21 protein-coding genes and 2 tRNA genes are annotated in these 19,757 nt (G+C 63.1%); 19 read left to right on the top strand and 4 right to left on the bottom strand.

The window, feature by feature from the left end; genetic code table 11:
* Positions 1-154 precede the first annotated feature (154 nt).
* The 4 genes from MH112_RS01200 to MH112_RS01185 all read left to right on the top strand — a co-directional run bounded on the left by MH112_RS01200 (position 155) and on the right by MH112_RS01185 (position 2,761).
* Complete coding sequence (locus tag MH112_RS01200; RefSeq protein WP_296562875.1) at positions 155-430, top strand: HU family DNA-binding protein; 276 nt, start codon at positions 155-157, stop codon at positions 428-430.
* 116 nt (positions 431-546) lie between these two features.
* A tRNA-Val gene (locus tag MH112_RS01195) sits at positions 547-623 on the top strand.
* A gap of 105 nt (positions 624-728) precedes the next feature.
* A complete protein-coding gene (locus MH112_RS01190) occupies positions 729-1,592 on the top strand; it encodes an aldo/keto reductase (RefSeq protein WP_296562873.1) in 864 nt (287 codons plus the stop codon).
* Between the two features lie 74 nt (positions 1,593-1,666).
* Positions 1,667-2,761: a glutathione S-transferase gene (locus MH112_RS01185; RefSeq protein WP_296562872.1), complete on the top strand. Its 1,095-nt coding sequence runs from the start codon at positions 1,667-1,669 to the stop codon at positions 2,759-2,761.
* 58 nt (positions 2,762-2,819) lie between these two features.
* On the opposite strand, the gene MH112_RS01180 is transcribed toward MH112_RS01185, so the two are convergent.
* The 4 genes from MH112_RS01180 to MH112_RS01165 all read right to left on the bottom strand — a co-directional run bounded on the left by MH112_RS01180 (position 2,820) and on the right by MH112_RS01165 (position 6,286).
* A complete protein-coding gene (locus tag MH112_RS01180) occupies positions 2,820-3,296 on the bottom strand; it encodes a MarR family transcriptional regulator (RefSeq protein ID WP_296562870.1) in 477 nt (158 codons plus the stop codon).
* Positions 3,289-4,425 (bottom strand): hypothetical protein, encoded by a 1,137-nt coding sequence (locus tag MH112_RS01175; RefSeq protein ID WP_296562868.1) that lies wholly within the window; start codon positions 4,423-4,425, stop codon positions 3,289-3,291. The genes MH112_RS01180 and MH112_RS01175 overlap by 8 nt, the downstream gene beginning before the upstream one ends.
* Positions 4,426-4,600: 175 nt before the next feature.
* Positions 4,601-4,677 (bottom strand) — tRNA-Asp (locus MH112_RS01170).
* Positions 4,678-4,732: 55 nt separating this feature from the next.
* A complete protein-coding gene (locus MH112_RS01165; protein WP_296562866.1) occupies positions 4,733-6,286 on the bottom strand; it encodes an AbgT family transporter in 1,554 nt (517 codons plus the stop codon).
* A gap of 274 nt (positions 6,287-6,560) precedes the next feature.
* Between MH112_RS01165 and MH112_RS01160 the strand changes: the two genes are divergently transcribed.
* The 15 genes from MH112_RS01160 to MH112_RS01090 form a co-directional block, all read left to right on the top strand.
* On the top strand, positions 6,561-6,938 hold the full coding sequence (locus tag MH112_RS01160) for an NADH-quinone oxidoreductase subunit A (RefSeq protein ID WP_296562865.1): 378 nt from the start codon (positions 6,561-6,563) through the stop codon (positions 6,936-6,938).
* On the top strand, positions 6,908-7,489 hold the full coding sequence (locus MH112_RS01155) for an NADH-quinone oxidoreductase subunit B (protein ID WP_296562863.1): 582 nt from the start codon (positions 6,908-6,910) through the stop codon (positions 7,487-7,489). The genes MH112_RS01160 and MH112_RS01155 overlap by 31 nt, the downstream gene beginning before the upstream one ends.
* Positions 7,486-8,115 carry an NADH-quinone oxidoreductase subunit C gene (locus MH112_RS01150; protein WP_296562861.1) on the top strand — a complete coding sequence of 210 codons (630 nt, stop codon included), beginning with the start codon at positions 7,486-7,488 and terminating at the stop codon, positions 8,113-8,115. The genes MH112_RS01155 and MH112_RS01150 overlap by 4 nt, the downstream gene beginning before the upstream one ends.
* Positions 8,112-9,347, top strand: coding sequence for an NADH-quinone oxidoreductase subunit D (locus MH112_RS01145; RefSeq protein WP_296562859.1), 1,236 nt, complete (start codon positions 8,112-8,114; stop codon positions 9,345-9,347). Before MH112_RS01150 ends, MH112_RS01145 begins: the two co-directional genes overlap by 4 nt.
* An 11-nt stretch (positions 9,348-9,358) precedes the next feature.
* Positions 9,359-9,694 carry a nuclear transport factor 2 family protein gene (locus MH112_RS01140; protein WP_296562857.1) on the top strand — a complete coding sequence of 112 codons (336 nt, stop codon included), beginning with the start codon at positions 9,359-9,361 and terminating at the stop codon, positions 9,692-9,694.
* A 7-nt stretch (positions 9,695-9,701) separates the two neighbouring features.
* Positions 9,702-10,385, top strand: coding sequence for an NADH-quinone oxidoreductase subunit NuoE (gene nuoE / locus MH112_RS01135; protein WP_296562855.1), 684 nt, complete (start codon positions 9,702-9,704; stop codon positions 10,383-10,385).
* Positions 10,382-10,591, top strand: a complete 210-nt coding sequence (locus MH112_RS01130; protein ID WP_296562854.1) for a hypothetical protein — start codon at positions 10,382-10,384, stop codon at positions 10,589-10,591. Before nuoE ends, MH112_RS01130 begins: the two co-directional genes overlap by 4 nt.
* Before the next feature lie 5 nt (positions 10,592-10,596).
* Positions 10,597-11,913 carry an NADH-quinone oxidoreductase subunit NuoF gene (gene nuoF, locus MH112_RS01125; RefSeq protein ID WP_296562852.1) on the top strand — a complete coding sequence of 439 codons (1,317 nt, stop codon included), beginning with the start codon at positions 10,597-10,599 and terminating at the stop codon, positions 11,911-11,913.
* Between the two features lie 5 nt (positions 11,914-11,918).
* Positions 11,919-13,958 carry an NADH-quinone oxidoreductase subunit NuoG gene (nuoG, locus tag MH112_RS01120; protein WP_296562851.1) on the top strand — a complete coding sequence of 680 codons (2,040 nt, stop codon included), beginning with the start codon at positions 11,919-11,921 and terminating at the stop codon, positions 13,956-13,958.
* A gap of 3 nt (positions 13,959-13,961) precedes the next feature.
* Complete coding sequence (gene nuoH, locus MH112_RS01115) at positions 13,962-15,047, top strand: NADH-quinone oxidoreductase subunit NuoH (RefSeq protein WP_296562848.1); 1,086 nt, start codon at positions 13,962-13,964, stop codon at positions 15,045-15,047.
* Complete coding sequence (nuoI, locus tag MH112_RS01110; RefSeq protein WP_296562847.1) at positions 15,047-15,544, top strand: NADH-quinone oxidoreductase subunit NuoI; 498 nt, start codon at positions 15,047-15,049, stop codon at positions 15,542-15,544. Before nuoH ends, nuoI begins: the two co-directional genes overlap by 1 nt.
* Positions 15,545-15,648: 104 nt before the next feature.
* A complete protein-coding gene (locus MH112_RS01105) occupies positions 15,649-16,266 on the top strand; it encodes an NADH-quinone oxidoreductase subunit J (protein WP_296562844.1) in 618 nt (205 codons plus the stop codon).
* On the top strand, positions 16,263-16,571 hold the full coding sequence (gene nuoK / locus MH112_RS01100) for an NADH-quinone oxidoreductase subunit NuoK (protein ID WP_296562842.1): 309 nt from the start codon (positions 16,263-16,265) through the stop codon (positions 16,569-16,571). Before MH112_RS01105 ends, nuoK begins: the two co-directional genes overlap by 4 nt.
* Positions 16,572-16,579: 8 nt before the next feature.
* Positions 16,580-18,652 carry an NADH-quinone oxidoreductase subunit L gene (gene nuoL / locus MH112_RS01095; protein ID WP_296562840.1) on the top strand — a complete coding sequence of 691 codons (2,073 nt, stop codon included), beginning with the start codon at positions 16,580-16,582 and terminating at the stop codon, positions 18,650-18,652.
* Between the two features lie 14 nt (positions 18,653-18,666).
* The coding region (locus tag MH112_RS01090; protein ID WP_296562838.1) for an NADH-quinone oxidoreductase subunit M at positions 18,667-19,757 on the top strand (1,091 nt) is incomplete at its 3' end.

The raw sequence follows: 19,757 nt of genomic DNA, 5'->3' as shown, positions 1-19,757 counted from the left end.
TCTCCTTGCCAGACCACAGGCGGCGCGGGCTCACCCCCGCGCCGCTTTGTTTGACGCGCCCGCTGAAGCCCTCATAATCCCTTGGCGCGGAGGTGATCGCGGCTGCCAGCGCTTCGCGAAAAACAGAACAAGGGGCAGGGAGAGGAAACCAACCATGACCAAGGCTGAACTGGTATCGGCAATGGCCGATAAGGCCGGGATCACCAAATCTCAGGCGAAGGATGCATTGGACGCCTTCGTCGACTCCGTCACGGGGTCGCTCAAGGGCGGTCAGGAGGTGCGGCTTGTTGGCTTCGGTAGCTTTGTGCCGGTGAGCCGCGCAGCAGGTGTCGCCCGCAATCCGCGTACGGGGGAAAGCGTCAATCGGCCGGCGTCTCAGACGGCGCGGTTCCGGGTTGGCGAGGGGCTGAAGAGCGCCCTCAACAGTTGAGGCGCTGAAGAAGAATTCAGGCAGGGGCGGTCGTTGTGGGCGGTCGCCCCTTCTTTGTGGGATCGGTGCCAAAAGCGGCTCTGAATCTGTCGCCAGAGGGGGTATGAGGGCGTCGAGGGCGGCTAGCTCAGCTGGTCAGAGCACCTGGTTTACACCCAGGGGGTCGGGGGTTCGAACCCCTCGCCGCCCACCACTTCCTCCGGCCGATCACGCTGTCTGGCCCACGTTTCCATCCGGCGAAGAGCGCATGCGATATCGTCCCCTGGGCCGAACGGGTCTCTCGGTTTCAGAAATTGGAATGGGGTGCGCCAGTTATTGGGGGCTGAGCCGATTTGACGAGGGCGAGGCTGTTGCCCTGGTTCACCGGGCCTTGGACCTAGGCATCACCCTGTTTGACACAGCACCTGGCTATTCCCGAGGGGAGGCCGAGCCCAGGCTAGGTCGCGCCCTCAAAGGCCGCTTCACGGAGGGACTGGTGATTGCCACCAAGGCCGGCACCTTCCATGCCGGCGGGGGGCGTACTGGTCGGGACTTTTCACCCGGCGCCGTCACCGCTAGCGTCGAGGCCAGCCTTCGCCGTCTGGGGCTAGAGCATCTGGGGCTGGTCCAGCTGCATGGCCCTGCAGTTTCAGAGTTGAACGACCACCTGTTTGAGGCCCTTGAACGCCTGCGGGAGCGGGGTCTGGTAAGGGCGTTTGGGGCCAACAGCTTTGACCCGGATGTGATCTCCGCCATCATCGCCGCGCCCACCCTCGATGTGGTGATGCTGGACTACAATGTCCTGCGACCTGAACGCCGTGGGTTGATCACCCAGGCCGCAGCGCAGGGGAAGGGCGTTCTGGCGGGTATGCCCCTGGCCATGGGGCATGTGGACGGTCAAATCCGCAAACTGCGGGGCATGCGTGACCTCTGGTATGCCGCAAGAGCCTTGAAGAACCACCGACAGGAGCTGGCCTTGGCTGAGCGCTTCGCCTTTCTGCGCCGCCTGGAGGGCATGAGCGCGGCCCAGGCGAGCCTCGCCTATATTCTGGAACACCCTGGTGTCTCGGCCGCTGTCATGGGCACCACACGGTTGGCACACCTTGAGGCCAATGCCGCAGCGCCTGACCTGGCTCTTCCGGCCGATGTTCGGGCCCGCCTGGAAGCCGCGCAGCGGGGTTGAGGTTTCCACTTTCATCGAGCGTCCAGCCCGATATTGTCACGCAGCGTGCCGACTTCTGGTGGTGGAGCTGATTTGTGATCTTTGAACAAGCTGACCTGATGCCCCGTCCTGGGCGCTATCGCATCCTAGCGGGGCCCGGCTCGCCCTATTCGCACAAGGTTCGCGCGGCCCTGCGTTATCGGGGCATTCCCCACGACTGGACCGTTCCTTTGGGGGGCTTTGATGGAAACGGCCAGAGCGCAGGGCTGAAGGCCTTCGGGAAGCGGCTCTTGCCCGTGGTGCTCTATCCCGATGGGAGCGCCTGGAATGACTCCACTCCGATCCTGCACGAGATGGAAGCTCTGCATCCAGAGGGGCCGAGCCTCATGCCGCCGACCGCCGCACAGCAGTTCCTGGCGCGCCTGGTGGAGGATTTTGCTGATGAATGGCTGGCCGTGATCCTTATGGCGTTCCGGTGGACATCGGAGGAGGACGTTGCCTTCTGCGCCCGTCGGCAGATGGCGGGCTGGCTCGGGGACGTGGATGAAGACAGCCTTACCCTGGGCATCGAGAAGTTCACCGCCCGCCAGCAGATGGTGCGCAACCTCATCGGTGGCGGGGACCCCACCACCCACGCGGCCCTGGAACGGGAATATCTGGCGCTCCTGGACATCATCGAGCGCGGTCTCTCCCGGCGGCTCTTCCTGTTTGGCCAAAGGCCATCGATCGCAGACTTTGGGCTTTATGGGATGTTCAGCCAGCTGGCCATCGATCCCAGTCCGTCGCGCTTGATGCGCACTCATGCTGTGCGGACCTATCAATGGACTCAGTGGGTCGATGATCTCTCAGGACATCAGGGCGACTGGGGGGCGGAGGCCGCCCCAGATCAGACCTTGACGGAACTGATTGCTCTGGCGGGTGGTGGCTTCCGCGCCATGATGCTGGCTTCTGCCGAGGCGGCCGGGCTCGGCGAGCGGCGGTGTGCTTTCGAGGTTGGCGGGGTCACCCTGACCAGCTTCGCTCGGCCCTACACGGTGGACTGCTGGCTTTGGCTGAAGGCAATGTTCGCTGGCCTGCCCGACGCTGACCGCGAGGCCTTACGGCCGGTTCTGGAGCCAGCGGGGTTCTGGGACGTGCTGCCCTTTGCTCCCGGAGAGGCCGATCGGCTCAAGCCCTTCGCAAAGCTTTGATCCTGATCTGCGGCCAGGGTCACTTCGAACGCCGCTCACCCTGACCGGGGCGGCGCACTCAAAGGGAGCGATGGGTGTCCAGCCAGATCCGCAATTTGATCAGGATAGGCATGAGGTCTTCGACCTCCTCTCGGGAGAGGGCGGCCTGGGCGCGGGTGAGGATCGGCGCGGCCGCGACGATGGACTCCTTAGCTGCGTTGCGGCCTGCGGCCGTCAGCAAGACCCGCTTTGAGCGTCCATCCTTGGCGTCAGGCACAAGGGCGATGAAGCCCTTGGCCTCAAGCCGCTGCAAGGTGCTGGTCAGGGTGCCTCGGGTGACCTGAAACGCCGACGCCAGCTGGGCGGGAGTCTTGTTATCCCCAAGGCGGATGCAGTGGTTGAGCACGGTGAACTGCGCCTGGGTCAGGCCATGGGGCAGGACCCGTTCGAACGCCGTGCTGCTCAACTGATTGATGATGCCAATCTCATTGAACAGCGTGAACAACCGCGCCTCGTGAGAGGGCACCGGGCTGGCGTTTGGCTCTGGCTCAGACAAGGTGGGCGTTTAGTCCTCTGCGAGGTGTGGGGATCACCGGGTCAGCGTAGCCGATCCTGAACAGCATTTGCAGCCTCTCACCACCACCGATGAGGCCATGGACCTCTTCGAACAGACCCGACATCTCTGCATACTCCTGTAGCGCCTGGCTCCACGGGTGGATTCCGAGACCCAGCTCAGTGGCTTTGAGATTCATCCGTACGTAGGCGCGTCCGGCATTCAACTGGTCGGTGCGGGAGGCATTGGTGTTGGCCAGCCAGCCGAAGGCTCGAGCCGACATGGCCATCTCCTGGTACATGTCGAGGCCCTGCTGGAACCCCGTTGATGAAGGGTCGCCCAGTGTCTCGCGGCTGACCACTCCGGCAAGCCGTCCCGCCCCGATCAGGGGGCCCTCCAGCTCGATCCCGTCGGGATTGGCGGTCACTTCGCCGGCCCCAATTCGCATCAGATCCACCGATTCCTGCAGGGCGTCAGGGGTCGCCATCTCCGTGGTGTGGCCCCGCCAGGTCAGGTCCCGCAAGCGTGCGGCGAGGGGGGTATTGCCGATGCAGGTGGAGGATGTTCCGAACGCGCCCCCGGCCTGTGCCAGCTCCACAAGCAAAGCTTGGGGCACGTCGCGGGGATGGTAGGGGGTCTTGTTGGATCTGCGCGCGAGCACCTGGGCGAACAGGGGGTCTGGCTGGCCGCTTCCTGCCACGAATTTCACGTGGGCCACCGGACGGCGGTCCAGGTTGGCCATGTCTTCGCCCTCAGGGAAGGGCGTGATGATCGCATGATAGCCGTCCTCGGCCGCCGCGATCGCCAGCAGTTCGAGAAATGCGCCACAGCCGATGACGATCTGCCGATCCTGCGGATCGGTCACGGGCAGGCGTCGCTCAAGATCACAGAAAAGGGTCAGTTCCTGATCGCCATTGAGCTGGACGAGCCAGGGCTGCCGATTGTGCGGGTTTGGCGCGAGGAGAGCGTATGACAGGGCGCGGCGACGGAACTCGTCATACTGCCCGGCCTCCCGCCATGGAGCCCGGGCTGCCCTTGAGGGCTGGTTGAGGGCCAGAAAACCCCCCGTTGTGGTGGCCGCGAGGACAACGCCCCCGCCGATTAGCTTCAGGACATTCCGCCGCGATGACATTTGAGCCTCCCAAGTGGTATGATGCCAAACTAGTTATGCTTGATATCAAACCATCGTCAAGGGTGATGTGGCGCGACAGGGGTTGCCCGCGTCCGCAGATGCCAAGGGACAGGCGAAGAACCCCAGGGGGTCATTCAGAATTTTGTTGGGGGAGAAAGCGCCACTTCAGAAGAAGTGGCGCGAGTGACGGGACTCGAACCCGCGACCTCCGGCGTGACAGGCCGGCGCTCTAACCAACTGAGCTACACCCGCATATGGCGCTCGCGTTGCCGCGAGGGGGGTCTGATAGGTCCCGACCGGAATCGTGTCAACTGGGCACGAGTGATGATGTGGCTTGAGGCGGCGAATATTGCACTCCAGCCTGTGGACCAAGCGGCAGTTCGAAGGCCACCCACAGGCCAACGAGGATCAAACCGGCACTCATCATGGCGGCGGAATAGGGCAGCATCGTGCTGATCAGGCCCCCGACCCCGAAGCCTGGCCGCCATCTTTGGCAAAACCCAAGTACGAGGGCGAAATAGGGCATCAGCGGTGAGGCCATGTTGACGCTGGAATCGCCCATTCTATAGGCCGCCGTGGTCATTTCTGGGCTGATGCCCAGCAGCATGAGCATGGGCACCAGCACCGGCGCCAGGGCCGCCCACTTGGCGGAGGCTGAACCGATCAGCATGTCCAGGCCTGCGGTCAGGAGCACGATGGCCATCAGCAGCACCGGGATCGGCAATCCGGACGATCGCAAGGCTTCTGCGCCATTGATGGCGACAATGACGCCCAGGTTCGACCAGGTGAACATGGCGATGAAGTGGGCCGCAGCGAAGGCCAGGACGATGTAGGGGGCCATGGCGGCCATGGAGTCTGAGGCAAGCCTGACCACGTCCTTGTCGGACCGAATCTGCTTGGTCAGGAGGCCATAGGTCAGTCCTCCGGCGAGAAAGAGGACAAAGAAGCCGGCTACCAGAGAACGGAAGAAGGGCGTCCATTGTCCTGGCCCGGTCTGACTTTGGTCCACTAGGGGTGCGCCCGGCATGAGGGCCAGGGCCGCCCACAGGAGGATGACGCAAAGGATAGCAAATCCCGACCAGCGCAGAGCGCGCCGCTCGACCTGGGTCAGGGGGGCATCTTGCGGAGGCAGGTCTGCAGGGGGTGTCCAGGGGCCGAGGCGCGGCTCCACTACCTTGACTGTGACCCACCAGGCCAACGGGATGAAGAGCAAGCCTGTGGCCGCGGTGAAGTACCAGTTGCCCACCAGATTGGCGGTCCAGGTGGGATCGATAAGTCGCGCTGCTGGCTCCGACAAGCCAAGAATCAGGGCGTCAAACTGACCGGGCAGGGGGTTGCCGGCAAAGCTGCCCACCACACCGGCAAAGGCTGCGGCAATGCCTGCCACAGGGTGGCGGCCGACGGCAGCGAAGGCGGCCCCAGCCAGGGGTAACAGGATTACAAAGCCCGTATCGGCGGCATGGTTGGCGATCAGGCCCAGGAATATGATCACCGGGACGACCAACCGGCGCGGGGTCTGGCTCATCATGGCCCGAATCGCCGCCGACAGGAGCCCCACCCGTTCAGCGATTCCCGCCCCCAGCATGATCAGCAAGACATAGCCGAGGGGGGCGAAACCCGTGAGGGTCTTGGGCATCTCCACCAGCAAGGTGCGAATGTTGTCTGGCGCCAGCAGGCTTTCGGCCCTCAGCAGTTCCCCATTGATCGGATTGATCGCGCTGACCCCTAGCCCCGCGCAGATGACGCTGGCCAGAACCAGGGCACCAATGATCCAGGCAAAAATAAAGACAGGATCAGGGAGGCGGTCGCCCAGGCGCTCGATCCCGTCGAGCGCCCGGTGAATCAAGGGTCGCCTGGTCAATTGTCTCTCCCCCACATGGCCTTAGCCTAGGCTGCCCCCCACATGGCCTTAGCCTAGGCTGCGTAGGAAGGGGTGTAAACTACCACGGCAGCAGTTGAGAAGCATTCGCAGAATGAACTGGGGGATGCTTCGTTTGTGGGCGATGGATTCACCTCGCGACGTCTGGCCGCAGCCATCGAGGGCTTAGCCATGGCGTATCCAAGAAGGGGGAATCCGCTGTTTGAACCCTGCGCATTGCTGGTCTAGAAGGGCCCGCGACTCCTTCGAGGACTCCATGAACGCGTTCCTTCTGCAGTACCTGCCCATCGTGATTTTCCTAGGGATCGCGGCGGTTTTGGGCCTGGCCTTCGTGCTGGCCGCCGCCGTCCTGGCGCCGAGTTCGCCCGACCCGGAAAAGCTCTCGACCTACGAGTGCGGCTTCAACGCCTTCGACGATGCGCGGATGAAATTCGACGTCCGGTTTTACCTGGTCTCGATCCTGTTCATCATTTTCGACCTCGAGGTCGCGTTCCTGTTCCCCTGGGCTGTCAGCCTGATGAACCTGCCCACCGAAGCCATGCAGTTCGCCTTTTGGTCGATGATGACCTTCCTGGGCATTCTCACGGTTGGCTTCATCTATGAATGGAAGAAGGGGGCCCTCGAATGGGAGTGATCGTTCCGGCCAATTCGGCCGCCCGGGCGACGGTCGAAGGCTATGATCCCAAGGTTCACGACCCCTTCTTTGACGGGGTCAATGACGAGCTGGCGGACAAGGGGTTCATCACCGCAGCGGCCGATGACCTGATCACCTGGGCGCGCACGGGCTCGCTCATGTGGATGACCTTCGGCCTGGCCTGCTGTGCCGTGGAAATGATGCAGGCCTCGATGCCGCGCTATGACCTGGAGCGCTATGGCTTCGCGCCCCGGGCCAGCCCGCGTCAGTCTGACGTGATGATCGTCGCCGGCACCCTTTGCAACAAGATGGCTCCGGCCCTGCGCAAGGTCTATGACCAGATGCCAGAGCCCCGCTACGTGATCTCCATGGGCTCCTGCGCCAATGGCGGCGGCTACTACTATTTCAGCTATTCCGTGGTGCGCGGCTGCGATCGGATCGTACCGGTCGACATCTATGTGCCGGGCTGCCCGCCGACGGCTGAGGCCCTGGTTTATGGGGTGCTGCAGCTCCAGAAGAAGATCCGTCGCACCGGGACGATTGAACGATGAGCTGGCCCGTCTCCGCCGTCGATCTCCAGGGGCTTGGCCAGGCCATGGTCGCCAATAGCGCCGGTGCGCTTTCGGGGGCCCATGTGGCCTATGACGAGCTTTGCCTGACAGCACCTCTGCCGCGGATCGTCGAAGCCCTGATCTTCCTACGTGACCACCCCGACTATCGGTTTGAGGTGATGATCGACCTGACGGCGGTGGATTATCCTGAGCGGGAAAAGCGCTTCGACGTCGTCTATCACCTGCTCTCCATGAGCAAGAACCTGCGGGTGCGGGTGAAACTGGTCACTGACGAGGACACCCCGGTCCCGACCGCAACTCCGGCGTTTCCCAACGCCAACTGGTACGAGCGGGAGGCCTTCGACATGTACGGGGTCTTCTTCGAGGGCCATCCGGATCTGCGGCGCATCCTCACCGACTATGGGTTCCACGGCCATCCGCTCCGGAAGGACTTCCCCATGAGCGGCTATGTGGAGCTTCGTTATGACGACGAGCTCAAGCGCGTGGTCTATGAGCCGATCAAGATGACCGAGTGGCGCAACTGGGACTTCCTCAGCCCCTGGGAGGGCGCCGAGCGGGGCTTTGCCGCCCTGCCGGGTGACGAAAAGGCGGAGCCCAAGGCATGAGTGGCGAAGTGATCCCCGTGTCCGGCGGCGATTTGGCCACCGTGCCTGCGACCGAAACTGAAATCCGCAAGTTCACCATCAACTTTGGTCCCCAGCATCCGGCGGCCCACGGGGTTCTGCGCCTGATCCTGGAGCTGGATGGCGAAGTGGTCGAGCGGGTCGATCCCCATGTGGGCCTGCTCCATCGCGGCACCGAGAAGCTGATGGAGTATCGTCCCTATCAGCAGACGATCCCCTATTTTGACCGCCTGGACTATGTGGCGCCGATGAACCAGGAGCACGCCTATGTGCTCGCCATCGAGAAGCTGCTGGGGGTCGAGGTTCCTTATCGGGCCCAGTTGATCCGGGTGCTCTATTCGGAAATCGGTCGGATCCTCAACCACCTGCTGAACGTCACCACCCAGGCCATGGACGTGGGTGCGCTTACCCCGCCCCTGTGGGGTTTCGAGCAGCGCGAAAAGCTCATGGTCTTCTATGAGCGGGCGTCGGGTGCGCGGCTGCACGCCAATTATTTCCGGGTGGGCGGCGTTCGTCAGGACCTGCCGCCGGCTCTGATCGCCGACATCGACGCCTGGTGCGACATCTTCCCCAAGGCCTTGGGAGAAATTGACACCCTCATTACCGGCAACCGGATCTTTAAGCAGCGCAACGTCGATATCGGCGTCGTCAGCAAGCAGGAAGCTTTGGCCTGGGGCTTCTCCGGGGTCATGGTGAGGGGATCTGGGATCGCCTGGGACCTTCGCCGCAATCAGCCGTATGAATGCTACAACGAGCTGGAATTCGACATTCCGCTCGGCGTGAACGGTGATTGCTACGACCGTTATCTCTGCCGCATGGAGGAGATGCGTCAGTCGCTCCGGATCATGAAGCAGTGCTGTGAGCGCCTGCAAAAGACGCCGGGTCCGGTCCTGATCGAGGACAACAAGATCGGCGCGCCCCGCCGCGGTGAGATGAAGCGCTCGATGGAGGCGTTGATCCACCACTTCAAGCTGTTCACCGAGGGCTATCGGACGCCGCCCGGTGAGGTCTATGCCAGCGTTGAGGCCCCGAAGGGGGAGTTCGGGGTGTTCCTGGTCTCGGACGGCTCGAACAAGCCCTATAAGTGCAAGATCCGCGCCCCAGGCTTTGCGCACCTTCAGGCCATGGACTGGATGAACCGGGGCCACATGCTCGCTGACGTTTCGGCCATTCTGGGCTCTCTCGACATCGTGTTCGGCGAGGTCGATCGATGAGCGCGACAACGATGTCCGCCGCCGCCGCCCTGGCTCAAGGCCAGCTGGACGCCTACAACGCCCAGAACGTGGATGCCCTTTGCGGGTATTTCGCCCAGGACCTCATCGTCGCCGACTTCAATGGCGCGGTGACCGTGGATGGCCTAGAGGCGTTTCGGGCCAAGCATGTGGCCCTGTTCGCCGAACATCCTCAGAACCGCGCTGAACTGGCCCACCGGATCGTCATCGGTGACCGTGTCATCGATCACGAGCGGGTCTATCGCACGCCCGGCCCGGTCAGTTTCGAGGTCGCCGCCATCTATACCATTGCCGGCGGCAAGATCGCCCGCATCGACTTCGTGAAGTGAGGGGCATGTGAGCGTACGTCGTCTTTCACCCAACCAACCGACCAGTTTCACCTTCCAGCCGCAAACCCTGGAAAAGGCCAAGTGGTGGATCGCCAAGTTCCCCGCCGGCCGTCAGCAGTCGGCGGTCATTCCCATTCTCTGGTTGATCCAGAAGCAAGATGGCTGGGTGAGCGAACCCGCGATCCGGCTGGTGGCCGAAATGCTCGGCATGGCCCGGATCAGGGTGCTGGAGGTGGCGACCTTCTACACCATGTTCATGCTGGAGCCGGTGGGCAGTGTCGCCCTGGTCCAGGTCTGCGGCACCACACCCTGCCAGCTGCGGGGTTCTGAGAGCCTGATGGCGGTCTGCAAACGCAAGATCGGGGCGAAGGATCACCTATCTGCCGATGGCAAGTTCACCTGGCAGGAGGTGGAGTGCCTGGGCGCCTGCGCCAATGCCCCCATGGCGGCGATCAATGATTATTACTACGAGGACCTGACGCCGGAGAGCTTTGAGGCCCTGCTGGACGACTTTGCGGCGGGCAAGGCACCGGCCCCGGGGTCGGCGGTCAAGCGCCAGGGCTCATCGCCCGAGGGTGGACCGCTCACCCTGTTCGATCCGGCGCTCTATGACGGTTCGGCGGCCAAGCCACTGAAGAAGATTCCAAATGCCGCGCCCAAGGTGACGGCCAAGACGGAGCCGACCGCGTGAGCGCCGAGGCTCAGATCAAGTCCCGCTTTCTACGTATGGCGGTGATCAATGTGACCTGCCTGGTCGCCGCGGCCGTCGCCTTTGTCGGCGCGCTGATGTCAGGCCAAAACTGGCTGTTTGCGGTGTTTGGCGCCGCTCTGGCCGTGGGATTTGCGGCGCAGATCTGGTTCATCGCGGCCTTTCGGCGCGCGAAAGAAGGAGTTTGAAGGGCGTGGTCGGGATTCTCGAAGACAAGGACCGCATCTTCACCAACCTCTATGGCCTGCACGATTTTGGCCTTGAGGGTGCCAAGCGGCGCGGCGCCTGGAACGGCGTGCGTGAGATCCTGTCGCAGTCGCCAGAATGGATCTGTGATCAGGTCAAGAATTCAGGCCTGCGCGGTCGCGGCGGGGCGGGCTTCGGCACCGGCCTGAAGTGGACCTTCATGCCCAAGCAGGAAAGCGAGCGGCCGCACTACCTCGTGGTCAATGCCGATGAGTCCGAGCCGGGCACCTGCAAGGACCGCGAGATCCTGCGGAATGATCCTCATCTGCTGATCGAAGGGTGCCTGATCGCCAGCTACGCGATCCGGGCGCACACCTGCTACATCTACATCCGCGGCGAGTACGTCTTCGAGCGCGAGCGCCTGGAAGCGGCGATCAAGCAGGCCTACGAGGCCAAGCTGATCGGCAAGGGCAATGTCCATGGCTGGGACTTCGACCTGCATGTGACCCATGGGGGCGGGGCCTATATCTGTGGGGACGAGACCGCCCTGATGGAGAGCCTGGAAGGCAAGAAGGGCCAGCCTCGGCTGAAGCCGCCATTCCCGGCGGGCGCTGGAATCTATGGCTGCCCAACCACCATCAATAATGTTGAGACCATCGCCACTGTTGGCGCGATCCTGCGTCGGGGGGCCGAGTGGTTTGCCGGGTTCGGACGGCCAAACAACACCGGTACCAAGCTGATGGCCATTTCTGGCCATGTGAACCGTCCCTGTGTGGTCGAAGAGACCATGTCCATTCCCTTGCGCCAGCTGCTGGAAGACCATTGCGGCGGCATTCGGGGCGGTTGGGGCAATCTGAAGGCGATCATTCCGGGTGGCTCATCAGTGCCGATGATCACTGCCGAGATGGCCGAGACCGCGCTGATGGACTTCGATTCCCTGCGGGAGATGCGTTCGGGTCTCGGGACGGCGGCGGTCATCGTCATGGACAAGGACGCCGACATCGTGAAGTCGATCGCCCGGCTGTCCTATTTCTACAAACATGAGAGCTGCGGCCAGTGTACGCCCTGCCGGGAAGGCACCGGCTGGATGTGGCGGGTCATGGAGCGCATGGTGACCGGCGAGGCCGAGATGGCCGAGATCGACATGCTTCTCGATGTGGCCTCCCAGGTTGAGGGCCACACCATCTGCGGCCTTGGGGATGCGGCTGCCTGGCCGATCCAGGGTCTGTTCCGCCACTTCCGCCATGAAGTGGAAGATCGCATCACCCAGTACCGCGCCGGACGCCCGCACGTTCAGGGTGCCACGCTCGTGGCGGCGGAGTAGAGAACATGCCCATCGCAAAGGTTGACGGCGTCGAGGTTGAGTTTGAACCCGGCATGACGGTGCTGCAGGTGGCCGAACTCGCCGGGAAAGAGATCCCGCGGTTCTGCTATCACGAGCGCCTGTCTATCGCCGGCAACTGCCGCATGTGCCTAGTGGAGGTGAAGCCTGGCCCGCCCAAACCGCAGGCTTCCTGCGCCCTGCCGGCGGCGGAGGGCCAGGAGATCTTCACCGATACCCCGATGGTCAAGAAGGCCCGTCACGGGGTGATGGAGTTCCTGCTGATCAACCATCCGCTGGACTGTCCGATCTGCGACCAGGGCGGGGAGTGCGATTTGCAGGATCAGGCCATGGGCTATGGCCGCGACGATTCCCGCTATGGCGAGAACAAGCGTGCGGTCGAAGAAAAGTTCATGGGCCCGCTGATCAAGACGGTGATGACCCGTTGCATTCAGTGCACCCGCTGCGTCCGCTTCGTCACCGAGGTGGCCGGGGTGCCGGAGATCGGCCTGATCTCCCGGGGTGAAGACGTTGAAATCACGACCTATCTGGACGCCGCCGTCACATCGGAACTGAGCGCCAACGTCATTGATCTGTGCCCGGTGGGGGCCCTCACATCAAAGCCCTATGCGTTCAATGCGCGCCCCTGGGAGCTGAAGAAAACCGAGAGCGTTGATGTGATGGACGCTCTGGGTTCGGCCATTCGGGTCGACGCGCGCGGCCCCGCCGTGCTGCGGGTTCTGCCGCGCATCAATGACGACGTGAACGAAGAGTGGATCAGCGATAAGACCCGCTACGCCGTTGACGGCCTGTCTCGCCAGCGTCTGGACCGGCCCTATATCCGTGAGAACGGCAAGCTGCGGCCGGCGTCCTGGCCTGAAGCGCTGCAGACGGTCGCCGCCAAGGTGAAGGCCACGGCACCCGAGCGCATGGGGGTGATCGCGGGCGACCTGCAGGACGCAGAGTCCATGAAGGCCGCCCTGGACCTGTTTGGTGGCCTGGGCGTCACCAGCCTGGATTGCCGACAGGATGGCATGGCGCTGGGGGATGGGCCGCGCGAGAGCTGGCTGCTGAACTCCACCATCGCGGGCATCGAAGAGGCTGACGTGATCTTGCTGGTGGGGACCAATCCCCGCCTCGAAGCCCCGGTGTTCAACGCCAGGCTACGGAAACGGTGGCTGGCGGGTGCGCTGCGGGTCGGCGTGATCGGCGAGCAGGCGGACCTGTCTTTCGCCTATGACTATCTCGGCGCAGGGCCTGAAACGCTGAGCGGACTGTCCAAGTCCCGCAGTGATTTCGCCAAGGCCTTCAAGGCTGCCCAGAAGCCGGCGATCATCCTCGGGGCCGGGGCGCTGGCCCGTCAGGATGGCGCAGCTGTCGTCAAGGCTGCTGCGACTGTGGCCAAGACCTTCAAGGCGACTTGGAATGTGCTGCACACCGCCGCCGCCCGGGTCGGGGGGCTTGATCTGGGCTTTACGCCTAAGGCTGGCGGTAAGAATGCCCTGGATCTGACCGCCAAGGGCGGCGCTGACCTTCTGTTGCTCATGGGGGCCGATGAGATGGACCTCTCGGCCACCGACGCCTTCGTCGTCTATATGGGCACCCACGGGGATGCCGGTGCCCATCGGGCCGATGTGATCCTGCCGGCGGCGGCCTACACCGAAAAGAACGGCCTTTACGTGAACACCGAGGGCCGTGTTCAGCGGGGCGAGCGGGCCGTGTTTCCCAAGGGCGAGGCCAAGGAAGACTGGGCCATTCTGCGGGCCCTGTCCGAACTGCTGGACGCCAAGCTGCCCTATGACAGCCTCGACCAGCTGCGGGCCCGTCTGTTCGCCGATCACCCGACCTTTGGGCGCATCGACTATGTGCCCGACGTCCCAGGTGCCCTCGATCTGTCGGTCCTGGGCGGAGAGGGCGAGTTGTCGGACACGCCTTTTGCCAGCCCGGTGAAGGCCTTCTATCTAACCAATCCGATCGCACGCGCCAGCGTGACCATGGCCGAGTGCCAGGCGCTCGTCCCGGGCGCCGAAAAGATCGCCGCGGAGTAGGGCATGGACGCCACCACCAATTTCTGGGCGACACCGGGCGGCTGGACGCTGATCACCGTGGGCCAGATCCTGGCCGTCACGATCTGGATTCTACTGTCGCTGGCCTTCCTGCTGCTGGCTGACCGGAAGATCTGGGCCGGCGTGCAGATGCGCAAAGGCCCCAATGTCGTGGGCCCTTTTGGCCTGCTGCAGTCCTTCGCTGACTTCCTGAAGTTTGTGCTGAAGGAAATCGTCATCCCCGACGGGGCCGACAAGGTGGTCTTCATCCTGGCCCCTCTGATCAGCTTCGTCCTGGCCTTTGGGGCCTGGGCGGTGATCCCCCTGGCACCGGGCTGGGTGGTGTCTGACATCAATGTCGGCGTCCTTTACCTGCTGGCGATCAGCTCCCTGGGGGTCTACGGCATCATCATGGGCGGCTGGGCGTCCAACTCGAAATACCCCTTCCTCGGCAGCCTGCGTTCGGCCGCGCAGATGGTCAGCTATGAGGTGTCCATCGGCTTTGTGATCATCACCGTGATCCTGCTGGCCGGGACCATGAACCTGCAGACCATTGTGGAGCAGCAGGCGGGTGGGTTCTGGAACTGGTATGTGTTCGGCGGCGGCCTCTCCAACCTGCCGATGATCCTGATCATGGTCCCCATGGCCGTGGTGTTCTTCATCTCGGCCCTGGCCGAGACCAACCGGCCGCCCTTTGACCTGCCCGAAGCCGAGTCGGAACTCGTGGCCGGCTATCAGGTGGAATATTCCTCGACGCCGTACCTGCTGTTCATGATCGGTGAGTACGCCAACATCGTGCTGATGTGCGCGATCATCACCATCCTGTTCTTCGGGGGGTGGCAGGCGCCTTTCCCGACGCCGTTCATTGAGAACTGGCCAGCGACCGCGCAGAGCTTCTTCGGCTTCATGTGGTTCTTCGCCAAGACGGTCTTCTTCTTCTTCCTGATTGCCATGGTGAAGGCGATTGTCCCCCGCTACCGCTACGACCAGCTGATGCGTCTTGGATGGAAGGTCTTCCTGCCGTTCTCGCTGGTGGCTGTGGTGCTGGTTGCCGCCTGGCGCGTCTTCGGCCCGGCCCAAGGAGCGATGTGATGAGTTTCGCCGCCCGTATCAGCCAGGCCGCCAAGGGCGCGGCGCTCATGGACTTCATTGGGGCCTTTGGCCTGGGGATGAAGTACATGATGCGGCCCAAGGCGACCGTAATCTATCCCAACGAGCGCAACCCGCAGTCCCCGCGCTTCCGCGGCGAGCATGCCCTGCGTCGCTATCCCAATGGGGAAGAGCGCTGCATCGCCTGTAAGCTCTGCGAAGCCATCTGCCCGGCCCAGGCCATCACCATCGAGGCCGAACCCCGGGAAGACGGCAGCCGCCGGACGACCCGCTACGACATCGACATGGTCAAGTGCATCTATTGCGGTCTGTGCCAGGAGGCCTGCCCGGTGGACGCCATTGTCGAGGGGCCGAACCTGGAGTTCGCCACCGAGACCCGGGAAGAGCTGTACTACGAAAAGGATCGCCTGCTCGACAACGGAGACCGTTGGGAGCGGGAGATCGCGAAGAACCTGGAACTCGACGCGCCCTATCGCTAAGAGACAGGCGCGATTCCGGGGCTTTTGGACGTTGGCGTTCCACCTGGGCTATGCGCCCGGCGGGCGGACCAACCTGATGATTGAGGGGCGAAAGTTTAGCCGTCATGGCCATGCAGGCGATCGCATTCTATGTGCTGGCGACCATCACGATCGGCTCAGGCCTCGCCGTGGTGTCCGTCAAAAATCCCGTGCACTCGGTGCTCTTCCTCATTCTGACCTTCTTCTCTGCGGCGGGTCTGTTCCTGCTGCTGGGGGCGGAGTTCCTGGCGATGCTCCTGGTGGTGGTCTATGTGGGTGCCGTCGCGGTGCTATTCCTCTTCGTCGTCATGATGCTCGACGTGGACTTTGGGGCCCTCAAGCAAGGCTTTGCCCGCTACGCGCCAGTGGGGGCTGTGGTGGCCAGCATTCTGGCCTTTGAGATGATCCTCGTCGCCACGGCGGTCGCCACCGGCGGTGCTGCAGCTGGTCCCCGGGAGCCGATGTCGGCCCTGGACGGCTACTCCAATACCGAGACGATCGGCCGGGTGCTCTACACCGACTATGTCTACTTCTTCCAGGCGGCGGGGATGGTGCTGCTGGTGGCCATGATTGGCGCCATCGTCCTGACCCTGCGCCATAAGCCCGGTGTCCGCCGTCAGGTGATCGCCGACCAGGTGGCCCGTACGCCGGAAAGCGGCATGCGCACCGTTCAGATCAAGCCGGGCGAGGGGACGGGCGAATGACCATCGGGCTTAGCCACTATCTGGCGGTCGCCGCCATCCTGTTCACGATTGGGGTCTTCGGGATCTTTGTGAACCGCAAGAACGTCATCGTCATCCTGATGTCGATCGAGCTGATCCTCCTGGCCGTGAACATCAATCTGGTCGCCTTCTCGGCCTATCTGCATGACGTGGTGGGGCAGCTTTTCGCCATGTTCGTGCTGACCGTGGCCGCCGCGGAAGCTGCGGTGGGCCTGGCCATCCTCGTCACCTTCTTCCGCAACCGCGGCGGCATCGCCGTGGATGATGCCGCCGTGATGAAAGGCTGACGGACCCCATGACCCCTCAGTTTTTCGCCATCGTCCTGGTCTTTGCGCCGCTTATCGGCGCCTTGATCGCGGGCCTGTTCGGCCGTCGCATCGGCGATTTCGCGTCCCAGGCCATCACCACCAGCTTGCTTTTGCTGGCCTGTGTCCTGTCCTGGATTCTGTTCGTTCAATGGACCTGGGGTGGGCTTGAAGCCTTCACCCTGAAGCTCCTGCCCTTCATCAATATCGGAGACTTCCAGTCGGCCTGGTCGATCCGGTTCGACGGCTTGTCCGCGGTGATGCTGGTCGTCGTCACGTCCGTCTCGGCCCTGGTCCACGTCTATTCGTGGGGCTACATGGCCGAGGACGACTCCAAGCCGCGCTTCTTTGCCTATCTGTCGCTGTTCACCTTCGCCATGCTGGCCCTGGTGACGGCGGCGGACTTCATGCAGCTGTTCTTCGGCTGGGAAGGGGTGGGGCTCGCCAGCTACCTGCTGATCGGCTTCTGGTTCAAGAAACCCACCGCCAATGCCGCCTCGATCAAGGCGTTCGTGGTCAACCGGGTCGGCGACTTTGGCTTTGCGCTGGGCATCATCACCGTCTTCTGGATGTTCGGGACCATCGAGTTCGCCGAGATCTTCCCCCGGGTTCAGGAGTTTACCTCGGTGGGCTGGGAGTTCGCCGGCGCGACCTGGCACGCGGTCGATCTGGCCTGTGCGCTCCTGTTCATCGGGGCCATGGGAAAGTCGGCGCAGTTCTTCCTGCACACCTGGCTGCCGGACGCCATGGAGGGGCCGACGCCGGTCTCAGCCCTGATCCATGCCGCCACCATGGTGACGGCCGGTGTCTATATGGTCTGCCTGCTGTCGCCGATGTTTGAATACGCACCGGTGACCAAGCAGGTCGTGACCCTGGTCGGCGCGATCACCGCCCTGTTCGCCGCCACAGTTGGTCTGGCCCAGAACGACATCAAGCGGGTTATCGCCTATTCGACCTGTTCGCAGCTCGGCTACATGTTCTTCGCCGCTGGCATCGGTGCCTATCAGGCCGCCATGTTCCACCTGTTCACCCACGCCTTCTTCAAGGCCCTGCTGTTCCTGGGCGCCGGCTCGGTGATCCACGGCATGCACCACGAGCAGGACATGCGGAAGATGGGGGCCCTTTGGAAGCTGCTGCCGGTCACCTATGCGGTGATGGTCATTGGTACCCTCGCCATCACGGGCTTCGGTATTCCTGAGGTGAAGCTGGGCTTTGCCGGCTTCTACTCCAAGGACATGATCATCGAAGCGGCCTTTGCCGCCGGTCAAGAGAATGGCATCGCCTACTTTGCCTATGTGATCGGCATCCTGGCGGCGGCCCTGACGGCCTACTACTCCTGGCGCCTGGCCTTCATGACCTTCCATGGCACAGCCAAGTGGGCCGATGACGATCACGCCCACGATGATCATGCCCATGCCCATGCACCGGCCCAGAGCGAGAGTCATGGTGCGTCAGCGACGAGCGACGCCCATGATGATGGCCACCACCATGCTCATACCCCGCATGAGAGCCCGCTCATCATGCTGGTCCCGCTGTTGCTGCTTGCCGTTGGTGCGATAGGGGCGGGGATCGCCTTTGTGGGTCCGTTCGTCGGCTATGATCAGGCCGAATTCTGGCAAGGGGCGATCTATACCGCCCCCACCAACCATGTTCTGGAACATGCGCACCATGTGCCGCGCTGGGTGCTCTATTCGCCCCTGGTCGCCTCGATGCTGGGCCTCGCCGTGGCGTTCTATGTCTATGTGCTGCGCGAGGGCCTCGGCGCCCGGATGGCGGCCAAGGAAGGTCCGATCTGGAGTTTCCTCTATAACAAGTGGTTCTTCGACGAGCTCTACAACGCCACCTTTGTCCGCGCCGCCCGTGGGCTGGGGGACCTGTTCTGGAAGGTTGGCGACCAGAAGATCATCGACGGCCTCGGCCCCAATGGTGTGGCGGCGGTATCGGCGGTGATTGGCCGTCGGACCGGCAAGCTGCAGACGGGCTATGTCTACCACTATGCGTTTGTGATGCTGCTGGGTGTGGCAGGGCTGTTGGCCTTTGCGCTCGCCTTCTGGCCGGCTTGAGGCGGGGATAGGTCATGACTGGCATTCTCTCCCTCATCACCTACGCGCCTGTGATCGGCATTGCGGCGATCCTGGCCCTGCGTCTTGTGGCACCTGCCGGCAGCCCTCGGTCGGCCGAGCTGGCCAAGTGGGTTGCCCTGATCACCACCCTCGTGACGCTGGCCCTGTCCCTGGTCATGCTCGGACAGTTCGATCGCAGTACGGCTGAATTCCAGTTCGTGGAGGACTTTGCCTGGTTCGCGGGCATCCACTACCGGATGGGCGTCGACGGGATTTCTGTGCTGCTGGTGGTGCTTACGGCGTTCCTCATGCCCCTGTGCATCGCCGCCTCGTGGCGCTCGATCGAGCATCGTATCGAGGAATATCTGATCGCCTTCCTGGCGCTGGAGACCCTGGTCATCGGGGTGTTCTGCGCTCTGGACCTGATCCTGTTTTACCTGTTCTTCGAGTTTGGCCTGGTGCCGATGTTCCTGATCATCGGGATCTGGGGCGGCAAGAACCGGGTCTACGCGGCCTTCAAGTTCTTCCTCTACACCCTGCTGGGCTCGGTACTCATGCTTGCCGCCGTACTGGGCATGATCGGCATCACCGGGACATCCTCGATCCCCGAACTGATGGCCTTTGACTTCGGTCCTGAGATCCAGAACTGGCTGTGGCTGGCCTTCTTCGCGTCTTTTGCGGTGAAGATGCCCATGTGGCCGGTCCACACCTGGCTGCCTGACGCCCACGTGGAGGCCCCCACCGCCGGGTCGGTGATCCTGGCAGGCGTGCTGCTGAAAATGGGCGGCTACGGGTTCATGCGCTTTTCGCTGCCCATGTTCCCCGACGCCTCGGCCTTCTTTACGCCGATGGTCTTTGCTCTGTCGGCGATCGCCATTGTCTACACCTCGCTGGTTGCCTTCCGGCAGACCGACATCAAGAAGCTGATCGCCTATTCCTCCGTGGCTCACATGGGCTTCGTGACCATCGGCATCTTCTCGGGCAATGCGCAGGGTGAGCAGGGTGCCATTTTCCAGATGGTCAGCCACGGCCTGATTTCTGGGGCCCTCTTCCTCTGCGTCGGGGTGGTCTATGACCGGATGCACACCCGCGAGATCGCCTTCTA

This window comes from Phenylobacterium sp., from assembly GCF_022402485.1.
Taxonomy (GTDB): Bacteria; Pseudomonadota; Alphaproteobacteria; order Caulobacterales; family Caulobacteraceae; genus Phenylobacterium.
Note: the sequence above shows the minus strand (reverse complement) of the source record. Positions and strands in the feature narration are given on the sequence as shown.